10 protein-coding genes are annotated in these 14,086 nt (G+C 51.6%); all 10 read left to right on the forward strand.

Annotated features, from left to right (window positions below):
* The first annotated feature begins 45 nt into the window (after positions 1-45).
* The 10 genes from ABR335_RS03240 (at position 46) to ABR335_RS03285 (ending at position 14,031) form a co-directional block, all read left to right on the forward strand.
* The gene (locus ABR335_RS03240) at positions 46-1,257 is read left to right on the forward strand and encodes an ornithine--oxo-acid transaminase (RefSeq protein ID WP_350346572.1); all 1,212 of its coding nucleotides are present in this window, start codon (positions 46-48) and stop codon (positions 1,255-1,257) included.
* A 628-nt stretch (positions 1,258-1,885) separates the two neighbouring features.
* Positions 1,886-3,253 (forward strand): sigma-54 interaction domain-containing protein, encoded by a 1,368-nt coding sequence (locus tag ABR335_RS03245; RefSeq protein WP_350346573.1) that lies wholly within the window; start codon positions 1,886-1,888, stop codon positions 3,251-3,253.
* Positions 3,254-3,799: 546 nt separating this feature from the next.
* Entirely contained in the window at positions 3,800-5,350 is a 1,551-nt protein-coding gene (locus ABR335_RS03250) for a class I adenylate-forming enzyme family protein (RefSeq protein WP_350346574.1), read from the forward strand.
* A gap of 69 nt (positions 5,351-5,419) precedes the next feature.
* Positions 5,420-7,375 (forward strand): acetate--CoA ligase, encoded by a 1,956-nt coding sequence (locus tag ABR335_RS03255; RefSeq protein WP_350346575.1) that lies wholly within the window; start codon positions 5,420-5,422, stop codon positions 7,373-7,375.
* Between the two features lie 254 nt (positions 7,376-7,629).
* Complete coding sequence (locus ABR335_RS03260) at positions 7,630-8,772, forward strand: acyl-CoA dehydrogenase family protein (protein WP_061086964.1); 1,143 nt, start codon at positions 7,630-7,632, stop codon at positions 8,770-8,772.
* A gap of 63 nt (positions 8,773-8,835) precedes the next feature.
* Positions 8,836-10,191 (forward strand): acetyl-CoA carboxylase biotin carboxylase subunit, encoded by a 1,356-nt coding sequence (locus tag ABR335_RS03265; RefSeq protein ID WP_035188629.1) that lies wholly within the window; start codon positions 8,836-8,838, stop codon positions 10,189-10,191.
* A 263-nt stretch (positions 10,192-10,454) separates the two neighbouring features.
* Positions 10,455-10,664 carry an acetyl-CoA carboxylase biotin carboxyl carrier protein subunit gene (locus ABR335_RS03270; protein WP_017551842.1) on the forward strand — a complete coding sequence of 70 codons (210 nt, stop codon included), beginning with the start codon at positions 10,455-10,457 and terminating at the stop codon, positions 10,662-10,664.
* Between the two features lie 26 nt (positions 10,665-10,690).
* Positions 10,691-11,599: a hydroxymethylglutaryl-CoA lyase gene (locus ABR335_RS03275; RefSeq protein WP_017551843.1), complete on the forward strand. Its 909-nt coding sequence runs from the start codon at positions 10,691-10,693 to the stop codon at positions 11,597-11,599.
* Positions 11,600-11,729: 130 nt separating this feature from the next.
* Positions 11,730-12,509 carry an enoyl-CoA hydratase gene (locus ABR335_RS03280; protein ID WP_350346717.1) on the forward strand — a complete coding sequence of 260 codons (780 nt, stop codon included), beginning with the start codon at positions 11,730-11,732 and terminating at the stop codon, positions 12,507-12,509.
* Between the two features lie 4 nt (positions 12,510-12,513).
* Positions 12,514-14,031, forward strand: coding sequence for an acyl-CoA carboxylase subunit beta (locus ABR335_RS03285; RefSeq protein WP_328220244.1), 1,518 nt, complete (start codon positions 12,514-12,516; stop codon positions 14,029-14,031).
* The last annotated feature ends 55 nt before the right edge of the window (positions 14,032-14,086 follow it).

Consider the following 14,086-nt stretch of genomic DNA (forward strand, 5'->3'; position numbering starts at 1 on the left):
TTGCATATGAATGGATAGGGACATTGAAAAGAAGGGAGAAACAAAATGGCACAAGTAAAAGAGCAAGTGAAACAAGTAATTGAAAAAACGGAACAGTTCGGTGCGCATAATTATGCGCCGCTTCCGGTTGTCATTTCGGAAGCGGAAGGGGTGTGGGTGAAGGATCCGGACGGCCGCCGCTATATGGATATGCTGAGCGCTTATTCGGCACTGAACCAGGGGCACCGCCACCCGAAGATCATTCAGGCATTAAAAGACCAGGCGGACCGTGTGACGCTCACATCACGCGCGTTTTATAACGACAAACTTGGCGAATGGTACGAAAAAGTGTGCCAACTGACGAAAAAGGATATGGTGCTGCCGATGAACACCGGGGCGGAAGCGGTGGAAACGGCGGTCAAAGCTGCACGGCGCTGGGCATATGATGTGAAAGGCGTGCCGGACAATAAAGCGGAAATCATTGCCTGTACCGGAAATTTCCATGGCCGTACGTTGCTTGCGGTGTCGCTCTCATCGGAAGAAGAATATAAACGCGGCTTCGGGCCGATGATTGAGGGCATCAAGCACATTTCGTACGGGGATGCGGAAGCGCTGCGGGAAGCCATCACTCCGAATACGGCAGCGTTCCTTGTTGAGCCGATCCAGGGGGAAGCTGGCATCAACATTCCGCCGGCCGGGTTTTTAAAAGAAGCAGCGGATATTTGCCGCGCGTCCCGGGTGCTTTTCATGGCAGACGAGGTGCAAACCGGGTTAGGCCGGACCGGCAAGTTGTTTGCGGTTGACTGGGAGGGTGTTACCCCGGATGTGTTCATTCTTGGGAAAGCGCTTGGCGGCGGTGTCATGCCGATTTCCTGTGTAGCTGCAAATAAAGAAATACTGGGTGTATTCAACCCGGGGTCGCACGGCTCGACGTTCGGCGGCAATCCGCTTGCATGCGCGGTATCGATCGCAAGCCTTGAGGTGATTGAAGAAGAAAAACTGGTGGAACGCTCGCTCCGGCTTGGACAGGTGCTCCTGGAGAAACTGCGTGAAATCAAGCACCCGTCGATTAAGGAAATCCGCGGCCGCGGCCTTTTCATCGGCGTGGAGCTCACGGAACCGGCGCGCTCCTATTGCGAAGCATTGAAAGAGGAAGGGCTGCTTTGCAAAGAAACGCATGAAAATGTCATCCGCTTTGCCCCGCCGCTTGTCATAACGGAAGAAGAGCTGGAATGGGCAATTGAACGGATCCGGAAAGTTTTCGAGGAGAAAAAATGATCAGGCGCCTGCTCTGCCAAACGGCGGGGCGGCTTTTTTAATTGGGAAGTATATAAGAGGCGCCCGCACATGCGAACTGTTTTTTGATGGCATGCCAAAAGTCACTATACATTGCCGGCAGGGCCACGCCATACATTCATTTGGGAAATCATATGCCGTTCGAGTGGGGTACTCGAAGGACATTTAAAGGTTTGTCTCCTGGGTAGCAAAAAGTATTTGAAAGCGGCGGTTCGCTTATGATTTGTCTTTCATAACCGTGATGAAGGAGAATTCACTGCAAGGAAGTTGTTCATTTGTCTTTTATCCTCTCAACCATGAAAGAAAATGGCGGAGCTTTTGTGCGCAAATTTCGGCACAACGAATGGTCTCTTAGAAACTATTAAACAGATTTATTTCATACGTGCTGTACTTTAAAATCCATCAAAAAAGAGGGACTCCGCGTAAAATGCCTACATATTAGAAGTACTGCCAAAAAGACAAAATGAAATGCAAAGCTCTGCATGTGGAACGACCTCCCCTGCCGTCCATGCAAAGACGGTTGATTGAAAACGCCAGGAAAGGTACAATGAAATATGTAAACGCTTTCAAAAATCAAGTCCGTAACTTCAGCATGGAAAAGGGGAATGGCATGATCAGTGAAAAATTTCTCAACACCAGGTTGTTGGACATCGTGTTTGAAAAAACATATTCTGGCACATTGATCGTGGACCAAGAAGGATACATCCGTTACATGAGCCGCAATTTTTGCGATTTTTTGAAAGTGGAACGAAACGAAGTGATTGGCGAACACGTGACCCATGCAATTGAAAATACGAGAATGCATCTTGTGGTGAAAACGGGAAAAGCAGAACTTGCCCAGCTGCAATTTTTAAGAGGCGAGTATGTCATTGCAAACCGGATTCCGATTATTGAAGATGGAAAGATACTTGGCGCTGTAGGGATTATCATTTTCAGGGATCTGTATGATTGGAAAAAGCTGAACACCCATATCCGGCATATGTTGTCGCAAAGCCGGTTTTTGCTTGAGAAGCAGCCCCGTGCAGCCGGCGTGAAATATATGCTGGGCGATCTGATCGGCGGCTCCGGGCAAATGGCGCTATTGAAAGAAAAAATCAAAAAGGTGGCGCGCGGGGATATCACTGTATTGATTACCGGAGAGAGCGGAACCGGAAAGGAGCTGGTTGCCCACAGCATTCACAGCTCTAGCGACCGGAGCAATGGTCCGTTTATTAAAATCAACTGCGGTGCGATTCCCGAACATCTCATGGAATCCGAGCTGTTCGGATATGAAGAAGGATCGTTCACCGGTGCGAAAAAAGGCGGCAAGCCCGGCAAGTTCCAGGCGGCGGAAGGGGGGACGATTTTTCTCGATGAGATCGGCGACATGCCAGTGATGATGCAGGTAAAACTATTGCGCGTGCTGCAGGAAAAAGAAATCGAACCGGTTGGCGCGGTCCATCCAAAACCGATCGATGTCCGTATCATCGCGGCAACAAACCAACCGCTTAAAGAACTGGTCGAACAAAACCGTTTCAGAAAAGACTTGTACTATCGCATCAATGCCATCCAGCTGGATATTCCCCCGCTCCGCACCAGGGCGGAAGATATCCCGCTCTTGGCACGGCATTTCTTAAAAAAAGCATCATCCGGCCTCGGTAAAAGGGTCACCGGCTTCAGCCCTGAGGCTCTTTCTGCACTCGAAAGGTACAATTGGCCGGGAAACATCCGCGAACTGGAAAATGCCGTTCATGCAGCGGTCTACATGGCCTCTTCGGACAGGATCGGGTTAGAGGACCTGCCTGACGGAATCCGTGAACACTTAAACAGAAAAAAAGAAAGCAGTTTGAAAGAAAGGATGGAGGCAGCGGAAAAACAAATGATTGAGGAAGCGCTGCGGGCTGCCTGTTTTGATAAAAAACAGGCGGCAAAAGCCCTCGGGATTGGCCACTCCACGCTTTACGACAAAATGAAAAAGCTTCGTATTGAGGTAAAATGAACAAAGTTTTTCACGCCAAACGATTAGGATTGATATTGCTTCTATATAGAGCTTGCTGAATAAGCGAAATTTCTGGATTTGGAAAGGATGCTGACAGCTTTGGCAACCATTTAAACAAATCCAGGGAAATGCTTGCACTCGAAAGCCGATTCAACGTATGGAGAAGATCAAATCCCCCCCTTTCGCAAAAGGATTCTTCTATATTTTGAGACAGAGCTTGCAGACAAATGGGGCACAAACTCAGAATCGGATTCGTTCAGCAAGCCCTATGTAAAATGAACTTAAGTTTTGACATCAAGCCCGAACATCCACTTGCAGGAGCACTATTTTTTAATCATCCGGAAATCCGGATTGGCCTTCTGAAATTCCGAATCTGTTTTTCTGCCATAAAGCCGCTGTTTGCATCATAGATTGGTAAAGAACGTTACGGAAAACGGGAAACCCGGCCGCCTTTTCCAACACGCACATGCTGTTTTTCGCCTCTTTCAAGCTGGCATACTTCTTGCTTTTTATAGGGCATCAAAGTGTTGGAAAGGGGGAACATGGTTGCACGTTGGCTGGATGATCAAGAACATTGCAGAAGATCCGGATCCAGCTGTTTCCGGAAAAACTGCAGTGCAGGAAGAAACCGGAAGAGCATGGACTTTCAAGGAATTGCACGCGATTTCCAATGCTTATGCAAACAAGCTTACCCAGCTTGGCGTCCGGAAAGGAGACCGGGTCGGCATTCTGCTCTACAACTGCCTTGAGTATTTCGGCCTTTATTTTGCGGCGGCGAAAATCGGGGCAATTGCAGTCCGTTTGAATTTCCGCTTGTCAAGCCCCGAACTGGTCTATTCTTTAAACGACTCCGGCACAAAAATATTATGTTTTCACGCAGGCCTTGCCGGGCGGATTGAGCCGATTCAGCACGAGGTGCCGGTTGAACAATTGATCTGTCTTCAGGAGGAAGCATCAGCCGTTCCGGGATGGGCGCAGCCGTTTTCTGTGCTCGGGGAAGGGGAGCAGGAAGACCCCTTGGTGCCGTCCATCCACTTAAATGACCCGGTGATGCTGATGTATACGTCCGGGACGACGGGAAGGCCAAAAGGTGCAATTTGGACGCATAATACGACATTCTGGTTTTCAGCCATTCAAGCTTTGAAATGGGGGTTTCAAGCCCGGGAAACGGCCATGACAACGGGGCCGCTCTACCATGTCGGCGCAATGGAAGACATTGCTTTGCCGGTTCTCATGCGGGGCGGAACCGTCATCATTACAAAAAGTAAAGACTTCGAGATTCAGCGAGTCCTGTTTGTCATGGAAAAGGAAAAGGTAGCATGCTGTTTTTTATTTCCTTTTATGATTTATGACATGCTGCATTTGCCGGATTTGGCGAAGTACCGGCTGGAAGCGCTGAAGACGATTTACACCGGCGGAGATCCGCTCATGCCGTGGGCTTTGGAGAGCATCCGGGCGCATTTTCCGCACATTGGCGTCGTCCAGGTGTACGGTTTGACAGAAGGGCAGCCGATTGCCGCTTCACTCGACCCGCAGGATGCCGCAGGAAAAGGCAGTACAGTCGGAAAACCGATGCCTTTGACTGCGATTCAAATTGCAGATGATGCCGGAAACCCGCTTCCTGCAGGAGAAGTGGGCGAAATTCTCATTAAGAGCCCTGCTGTTTCAGAAGGGTATTGGAAAAAACCGGAGGCGACCATGGAGACGTTTGCGGATGGCTGGTGCAAAACAGGGGATCTTGGCTTTTTTGATTCGGAAGGGTTTTTAACCATTGCCGGCAGGAAGAAAGATATGATCCGGAGCGGCGGAGAAAATATTTATCCTGCTGAAATAGAAGATGTGCTTTACCGCCACGAAGCGGTAAAAGAAGTCACTGTGATCGGTATCCCCGATCCGAAGTACATGGAAACGGTTTGCGCCATTATTGTAAAAAAAGATGGCGCGCGGCTGACAGAAAAAGAAGTGGCCGAATTTTGCAAACGCCATCTTGCAAGCTATAAAAAACCGCGCAAGGTCATTTTCGTGAAAGAAATTCCGCGCACGCCTTCCGGAAAAGTGCAGAAGTTCAAACTTCGCGAACAGTTTGGCGCGGGATGAAGATATAAAAAAGATTTTTAAAAAAATTAAATTCATTTTTCCGACCGATCACCGGAAAGGAGCATGTCCATGGAACAAAGCGGCATTGCCAAAAGCAAACTCGTTTATCCAAGTGATGATAAAATCCGTTCAACCGAAATCGGTTCAAGTGAAGCATTCGAGGAACTGCTGCGCCTGTCGCAAACGGATCCGGCAGTATTTTGGGGGCGCGTTGCCAATAAGCTCACCTGGTATGAACCGTGGAAGGAAACAATGGCAGGCAGCCTCCCCGGGTTCCGCTTTTTTGAAGGCGGGGTGAGCAACCCGTGTGTGAACCTGCTTGACCGCCATGTCGAAAACGGCGCCGGCAATCGGACGGCGCTCATATGGGAAGGGGAAAACGGCGATTCGAAGTTTTTCACTTATCATATGCTGCTTGCAGAAGTAAACCGGTTCAGCAATGTGCTGCGCGGGTTCGGCGTAAAAAAAGGCGACTGCGTGGCGATTTTCCTGCCAAACTTAGCGGAAGCGGCAATCGCCGTGCTTGCGTGCTTCCGGATTGGCGCGATTTACAATACCATTTTTTCCGGATACTCGGAAAAATCGCTGAAAGACCGGCTTGTGAATTTTGAACCGAAAGTCATCGTGACGGCCGATGCAACCGAACGGAGAGGGAAAAAGATTTTTCTCAAGGAAAAAGTCGACCGGGTTGTGCCGGACATTCCGTCTGTCAAAGCGGTCGTCGTGGTGGACCGGCTCAGGACGGATGTTAATATGCAGGCGGGACGCGACTATTGGTGGCATGAAGAAACAAGGAAGGCAAGCATCCATTGTGAGCCGGAGCGGCTGGAAGCAAATGAGTACGGCATTGTGTTCTACACAAGCGGCACGACCGGGAAACCAAAAGGCGTTGTCCATTCCGGCATAGCGTTTGTCGTACAAAATTACATTTACGCAAAGTACCATATGGACCATCGCGATGACGATGTGCTCTGGTGCTCGGCGGATATCGGCTGGCTTACGATGCATATTTGGGGCATTGCCGGCGCGCTTTCAAACGGTGTCACAACCGTCTTTTACGAAGGGGCGATTGATTATCCGGAAAAAGACCGGTTTTACCGGATCATTGAAAAGTACCGGGTGAACAAATTGTTTACAGCTCCGACCGCACTGAGGATGTTGAAAAGCATGGGGGAGCATCCGCTTGAAAAATATGATTTGTCGTGCCTGGATGTCGTCTCCCTTGTCGGCGAGCCGTTTGATGCGGAAACATGGCAGTGGACATATGAAGTGCTCGGGAGAAAAAAGATTTGCGTGAATAACACATGGGGGCAGACGGAAACAGCCGGATCGCCGCTTGCCGGTGCCGCCTGGCTGACCCCGATGAAACCGGGTTCTGCGGGCAGGCCGTTTTTAGGCGCTGTAATCGATGTCGTCGATCAGGAAGGAAATCCGGTGCCGCGGGGGACGCTCGGAAACCTTGTCATTCAAAAGCCGTTTCCGATGCTGTGCCGCACGCTTTGGAAAGAGCCGGAACGTTATCTCGGCTCGTATTTCAGCCAGGTGGACGGCTGCTACTATGCAAGCGACCTGGCGATGATTGATGAGGACGGCTACGTATGGGTCACCGGCCGTTCGGATGATGCGTTCAATGTTGCAGGGCACAGGCTGAGCACGATGGAAATGGAAAGTGCGGTGCTCGAAACCCCGGGTGTATCTGAAACCGCTGTCATTGGCGTGCCGGATGAAATCAAGGGCGAGGTGCCGGTCTGCTTTGTGCGTTTGAGCGACGGGACGGAGGAAAGTGAAGAACTGAAAGAAGCGATCAAGGCCCGGATTGTCGATCAAATCGGGAAAATTGCCGTGCCGAAAGCGATTTTGTTTACGGACACGTTGCCCAAAACAGTGAGCGGGAAAATCATGCGCCGCTTGTTAAAGGAAATTGTCGTAAACGGTGCGGCTACAGGGGATATGACCGGCCTCGAGGATCCCGCAACCATTGCGCGCATTGAACAGCTGGTGGCCAGCCGCGGGGCGGAAAGATAAACAATGCCTTAAAAAGGAAGGTTTGCCCTCCACATTTTTGACAGGAAACCGGCCGGGCCGCCAGTAAAAAGAAGGGCGTTACTGTTTGCCCGCCGGTCCCTTGCAGCGTTTTACAGGGAATCGGAAGCGAACTGGAAAAAGGAGTATGCGGCGGTTGATTTTTTCGCAATCCCGGCGGCTGCACCTGAAAAGTCAGCAAGAATGCAAAAAAACCGGCGCACCGGATTATCCTGCGCCGCAAAAGGAGGAAGCCTATGGATTTCGAATTGTCTAAAGAACAGATTATGCTGCAGGAGATGGTTCGGGACTTTGCTGAGAAGGAGATCGAACCGTATGCAAGAGAAGTAGACGAAACCGGGAAAATGCGGATGGAGACGTTTCAAAAGCTCGGCAATCTCGGCCTTTTAGGCATCCCGTTTCCGGAAAAATACGGCGGAGCAGGTGGGGATACCATCTCTTATTGCATCGCGGTCGAGGAAATCGGCAAGGCATGCGGGGGAACAGGGCTCAGCTATGCAGCAAACACAAGCCTTGGTGCAAGCCCGATCTACTATTTCGGCACCGAAGAACAAAAGCAGGAGTGGCTCGTTCCGATGGCAAAAGGCGAAGCGCTCGGCGCATTCGGGCTTACGGAACCGAACGCCGGATCAGACGCCGGCGGAACAAGGACAAAAGCGGTACTTGACGGCGATGAATGGGTGATAAGCGGCGAGAAATGCTGGATTACAAACGCCGAATACGCCCGCCAAGTGATCGTGACAGCTGTAACCGGCAAAAGAGAAAACGGTCGTAACATCATTTCCGCCATCATCGTGCCGACCGATGCACCGGGCGTGACGATTACAAGCCCGTATGAAAAAATGGGCGTTCGCGGATCCAACACGTGCCAGATCGTGCTCGAAAACGTCCGTGTCCCGCGTGAAAACTTGCTTGGCGACGAAAAGAAAGGATTCAGCCAGTTTTTGTACACGCTGGACGGTGGACGCATCTCCATCGCCGCATTATCGGTCGGGATTGCCCAAGCTGCATTCGAAAAAGCACTTCGATATGCGAAAGAACGGATGCAGTTCGGCCAAGCGATTTCAAAATTCCAGGCGATCCAGTTCAAACTTGCCGATATGGCGATGGAAATCGATCTTGCCCGAAATGCCGTGTACAAAGCGGCATGGCTGAAAGATCAAGGAAAACCGTTCAGCAAAGAAGCCGCTTATGCAAAACTGTTTGCGTCGGAGATGGGATTCCGCGTCTGCAACCAGGCGATCCAGATCCACGGCGGGTCCGGTTATATGCGCGAGTACGACGTGGAGCGTCATCTTCGCGACATCAAACTGATGGAAATCGGCGAAGGCACATCCGAAATCCAGCGGCTTGTTATTGCCAGAAAGCTTGGCTGCTAGGATAGAAGATTGGAAGACTTGCGTCGCACAAGTTTGCATTCGAATGGAAAGGAGCGTTGCCATTTGTTCAAAAAAATTCTGATTGCCAACAGGGGAGAGATTGCGCGGCGGGTAATCCGTACGTGTAAAAAGCTCGGTATTAAGTCCGTAGCGGTGTATTCCGAGGCGGATGCGGGGGCCCTTTTTGTCCGCGAGGCGGATGAAGCATATTGCATCGGCAAACCGCCTGTCAATCAAAGCTATTTAAATGCCGATGCGATCATCCGGGCGGCCAAAGAAAGCGGGGCGGAAGCGGTCCATCCGGGTTACGGGCTTTTGTCCGAGAATGCGCCTTTTGCCCGGAAATGCATTGAGGCGGGGATCATTTTTATCGGGCCTTCTCCTGCAATCATTGCTGCGATGGGCAGCAAAATTGAAGCGCGCCGCACGATGAAAGCAGCAGGCGTGCCGGTGATTGAAGGCGTGGATGATCCGCTTGAAGATGAAGAAGCGGCGGTCCGGGCGGCTGAAAAAATCGGTTATCCCGCAATGCTGAAGGCTTCGGCAGGCGGCGGCGGAATCGGGATGCAGGTGGTCCAAAGCGAAAAAGAGCTGCGCAAAGCGTTTGCCGGCAACAAAAAACGGGCGGAAATGTTTTTCGGGGACGGCGCGATGTTCATTGAAAAATATATTGAAGAACCGCATCATGTAGAAATCCAGATTCTGGCAGACCAATATGGAAACGTTGTGCCGCTTATGGAGAGGGAATGTTCGATCCAGCGCCGCCACCAGAAAGTTGTCGAAGAAGCGCCATCGCCTTTTATCAGCGAAGCGACCCGGCAAAAGATGCTGGATGCGGCAGTGAAAGCAGCAACATCTATCGGCTATATAAATGCCGGCACGATAGAAATGATCGTGGACCGGGACCAGCATTTCTATTTTCTTGAGATGAATACAAGATTGCAAGTGGAACATCCGGTGACGGAAGAAATTACCGGGCTGGACATTGTGGAAGAGCAGTTGAAAGTCGCTTCAGGCGAACGCCTCACGATCACGAGGGAGACGCTCAAGCGAAACGGCCACGCGATTGAAGTGCGGATTTATGCCGAAGATCCGAAGACATTTCTGCCATCGCCGGGTAAAATTACGGCTTTCCGACTGCCGGAAGGTGAAGGCATCCGCAATGAGACGGCCGTGGAAGCAGGTTCTGAAGTGACTCCTTTTTACGACCCGATGATTGCAAAACTGATTGCCTGGGGCAGCTCGCGCGAAGAAGCTTGCAAAAGGATCAGGGATGCACTTTTAAACTATCAAGTGGAAGGGATTAAAACGAATATTTCAATGCTGATTGACACCGTCAGCCACGAACAATTTTTAAAAGGATATACTACCACGCATTTTGTCAATGACTTTTTAAAACAAGCGGAGTCCCGCAAGTAGGCGGATTCGAAAAGGGGGAGAATCCGAAAGAAAGTAGGGCCTGCCACCGGTTAAAGGAGGCAGGAAGACGATCCCGCCGTCATCTATTTTTAATAGGGACACAAAGATTTAAACCAAGCAGAGCTCTGGGAGTAAGATGACCAGATGGAGGAAGGGATCCGTCGGGTTCAAAGGTGAAAGGCGGGGAGCACCCGGGAGAACATACAAAAAGAACCCAACCATGTTCCAATTGTCAGTGACTTTTTAAACAGGAGGAAAAGCAGATGGAAATTACAGCAAGTATGGCAGGAAGTGTTTGGAAAGTGCTCGTAAAGGAAGGCGACCAGGTGAAGGAAGGCGATGATGTGGTCGTCCTTGAATCCATGAAAATGGAAATCCCGATTGCTGCCGAGGAAGACGGCACAGTGGTAAAAATCCATGTCCAGGAAGGCGAATTTGTCAACGAATCCGATGTGCTGGTGGAACTGGAGTAGCGCAATTTGCTGAAGGAGGCGGGGATGTGAAGCTGCCTGAAAAAGTGACCGTGAAAGAAGTCGGACCGCGCGACGGGCTGCAAAATGAAAAGGCGGTTGTGGCGACAGAAGAAAAAGTTGCATGGCTCAATGCATTGTCAGATACGGGTCTGACGTACATCGAAGCAGGATCATTCGTCCGGCCGGAATGGATACCGCAGCTTGCCGATACCGGAGCGGTGCTGGAAAAAATCAGACGGAAGCCGGGCGTGACCTATGCCGCGCTTGTCCCGAACGTGAGGGGGCTTGAACGGGCCTTAAATGCAGGCGTGGATGAAGTAAGCGTTTTTATGTCGGCAAGCGAAGGCCATAACCTCCACAACATTAATAAAACGATCGCGGAAACCTATCCGGTCTTGGAAAAAGTGGTAAAGGAAGCGAAAAGCGCCGGGAAATCGGTAAGGGGATATATTTCGACGGTGATTGCCTGCCCGTATGACGGACCGGTTTCCCCAAAGCAAGTAAAAGATGTGGCCAGCCGCTTGTTTGCGATGGGCGTGGATGAAATTTCTCTCGGGGATACGATCGGTGCCGGCGTGCCGACGGATGTTGAGCGGTTGCTCGGCGAACTGCTGAAGGATTTTCATGCAAGGCAACTGGCGATGCATTTCCACGATACAAGAGGGACGGCACTTGCGAATGTTGTCAAGTCGCTCGAAATGGGGATTACTGTTTTTGACAGCGCAGCAGGTGGCCTGGGCGGCTGCCCGTATGCGAAAGGGGCAGCCGGTAATGTCGCCACGGAAGATTTGCTGTACCTATTCGCGCAGATGGGCATTGAGACCGGCGTTGATCTTGGCCGCATCATCCAGGCCGCACAGCAGATTGAAAAAACGATCGGAAGGCCGCTTGCAAGCCACCAGATGGAAATTTACAGGATGGCAGGAGGAGCATAACGGGACCGTTTTGCCGGAAAAAGCAAAAGGTACTGGCGTGGTGATCCAGAACAGCCCGGAACCGCAAAACAGATTGCAAAGCCGATCGGAAGGGCGCTTGCAGGCAAACAGGCAGGAGGGGAAAAAGAACATGACAGGAACGGTTTTATTGGAAAAACAAGATGGCATCGCCGTGATGACGCTAAACCGGCCGGAAGCGGCAAACGCATTATCAAAAGAAATGCTTTCGGATATGCATGAAGTTTTATCGGAAATAAAGAAAGACCGGGGTACGCGCGTTGTGATCCTGACCGGCGCCGGGGAAAAAGTGTTTTGCGCCGGAGCGGATTTAAAAGAGCGGAAAGGCATGAACGAGGAAGAGGTGCTGCAGGCCGTACGGAAGATCGGTGCGGTTGTGAATGAAACGGCCGCGCTGCCCCAGCCGGTGATTGCGGCGCTAAACGGGTCGGCATTCGGCGGCGGGCTGGAGCTGGCACTGGCCTGTGATATCCGCATTGGGGCCTGCGAAGCAAAATACGGGCTTACCGAAACGTCGCTTGCCATTATCCCAGGGGCGGGCGGCACACAGCGGCTGCCAAGGCTGATCGGGATTGGCAAAGCGAAAGAACTGATCTACACGGCGCGGAGGCTGACTGCTGAAGAAGCAGCGGCAACCGGCCTGCTCGAATACGCTGTGCCGCGCGCAGCGGTAATGGAAAAAGCGTTTGAACTGGCGGGGGAAATGAAAAAAAACGGCCCCATTGCACTCAGGCAGGCAAAAACGGCCATTGACCACGGGACAGAAACCGGCCTTTCAGCAGGGCTGAAAATCGAAGAACTCGCCTACAACGCGCTCATTCCGACCGAAGACAGGCTCGAGGGCTTGCGGGCATTCGCGGAAAAGCGCGCCCCGGTGTATAAAGGGAGGTAATGCAATGGACTACGAAAGCAAAAAAGCAGAAATTTTAAAGGGTGGAAAGGAAAAATACCACCAAAAAAACCGCGAACAGGGCAAATGGTTTGTCCGCGAACGCCTGCAAATGCTGCTGGATGACGGGCTCAAGGCTGAAGACGGGCTGTTTGCCAATGCCCTTGCGGGGGACCTGCCGGCAGACGGAGTTATCACCGGGCTCGGAAAAATTGGCGGCCGTACCGTTTGCGTTATGGCCAACGATTCGACCGTAAAAGCCGGTTCATGGGGCTGGCGGACGGTCGAAAAAATCATCCGCATCCAGGAGACAGCCGCGAAACTCAACTGCCCGATTTTGTATCTCGTCGATTCCGCTGGGGCGCGGATTACCGATCAGATCGAGATGTTTCCGGGCAGAAGAGGGGCGGGGCGGATTTTTTACAACGAGGTGCATTTGTCCGGGAAAGTGCCGCAAATTTGCCTCTTGTTCGGGCCGTCTGCTGCCGGCGGGGCGTATATTCCTGCATTTTGCGATATTGTCGTAATGGTCGAGGGCAATGCGTCCATGTACTTAGGCTCGCCGCGGATGGCCGAGATGGTGATCGGTGAAAAAGTGACGCTCGAGCAGATGGGCGGCGCAAAAATGCACTGCACCGTTTCGGGTTGCGGCGATGTGCTAGTGAAAACGGAAGAAGAAGCAATCCGTTATGTGCAAAAATACTTAACCTATTTTCCGGACAATTTTTCCGAAAAGCCGGCAAGAACAGAAGCAAAAGCGCCGGCTGCGTTTGAAAAAACGATTGAGGAACTGATCCCGAAAAATGAAAATGCCCCGTTTGACATGTACCAGCTGATCGAGCGGATTGTGGATGAAGATTCAATCTGCGAGATTAAAAAGAAGTTTGCGCCCGAACTGATTACATGCCTCGCACGGATTGGCGGCCGGCCTGTCGGAATGATAGCAAATCAGCCGCGGGTGAAAGGCGGCGTGCTTTTCCACGACAGCGCCGATAAAGCGGCAAAATTTATCCATCTTTGTGATGCGTTCCATATTCCGCTTTTGTTTCTCGCGGATGTGCCCGGTTTCATGATCGGGACGCAGGTGGAGCGGGCCGGCATTATCCGCCACGGGGCCAAAATGATTTTTGCGATGAGCGAAGCAACCGTTCCGAAACTGTCCGTCATTGTCCGGAAAGCGTACGGTGCCGGCTTATACGCAATGGCGGGCCCGGCGTTTGAACCGGACTGCTGCATTGCGCTTCCGTCTGCATCGATTGCGGTCATGGGCCCGGAAGCCGCGGTCAATGCCGTATACGCCAATAAAATCGCCGCACTCCCGGAAGAAGAACGGCCGGCATTTTTCGCGGAAAAACGGGCGGAGTACGTGAAAGACATTGACATTTACCGGCTTGCTTCCGAACTGGTTGTGGACGCCGTCGTACCGGGCAACGAACTGCGGGAAGAACTCGAACGCCGGCTTGAAATGTACAGCGGGAAGAAGGAAGACTTTTCAAAACCAAAGCACCCGGTATACCCGGTTTGACCCAAAAAGCAGCTGCAGGCACGCAGCTGCTTTTCGATGCGGCTCCGAAAATTGC

This window comes from Heyndrickxia faecalis (assembly GCF_040267745.1).
Lineage (GTDB): Bacteria > Bacillota > Bacilli > Bacillales > Bacillaceae_C > Weizmannia > Weizmannia faecalis.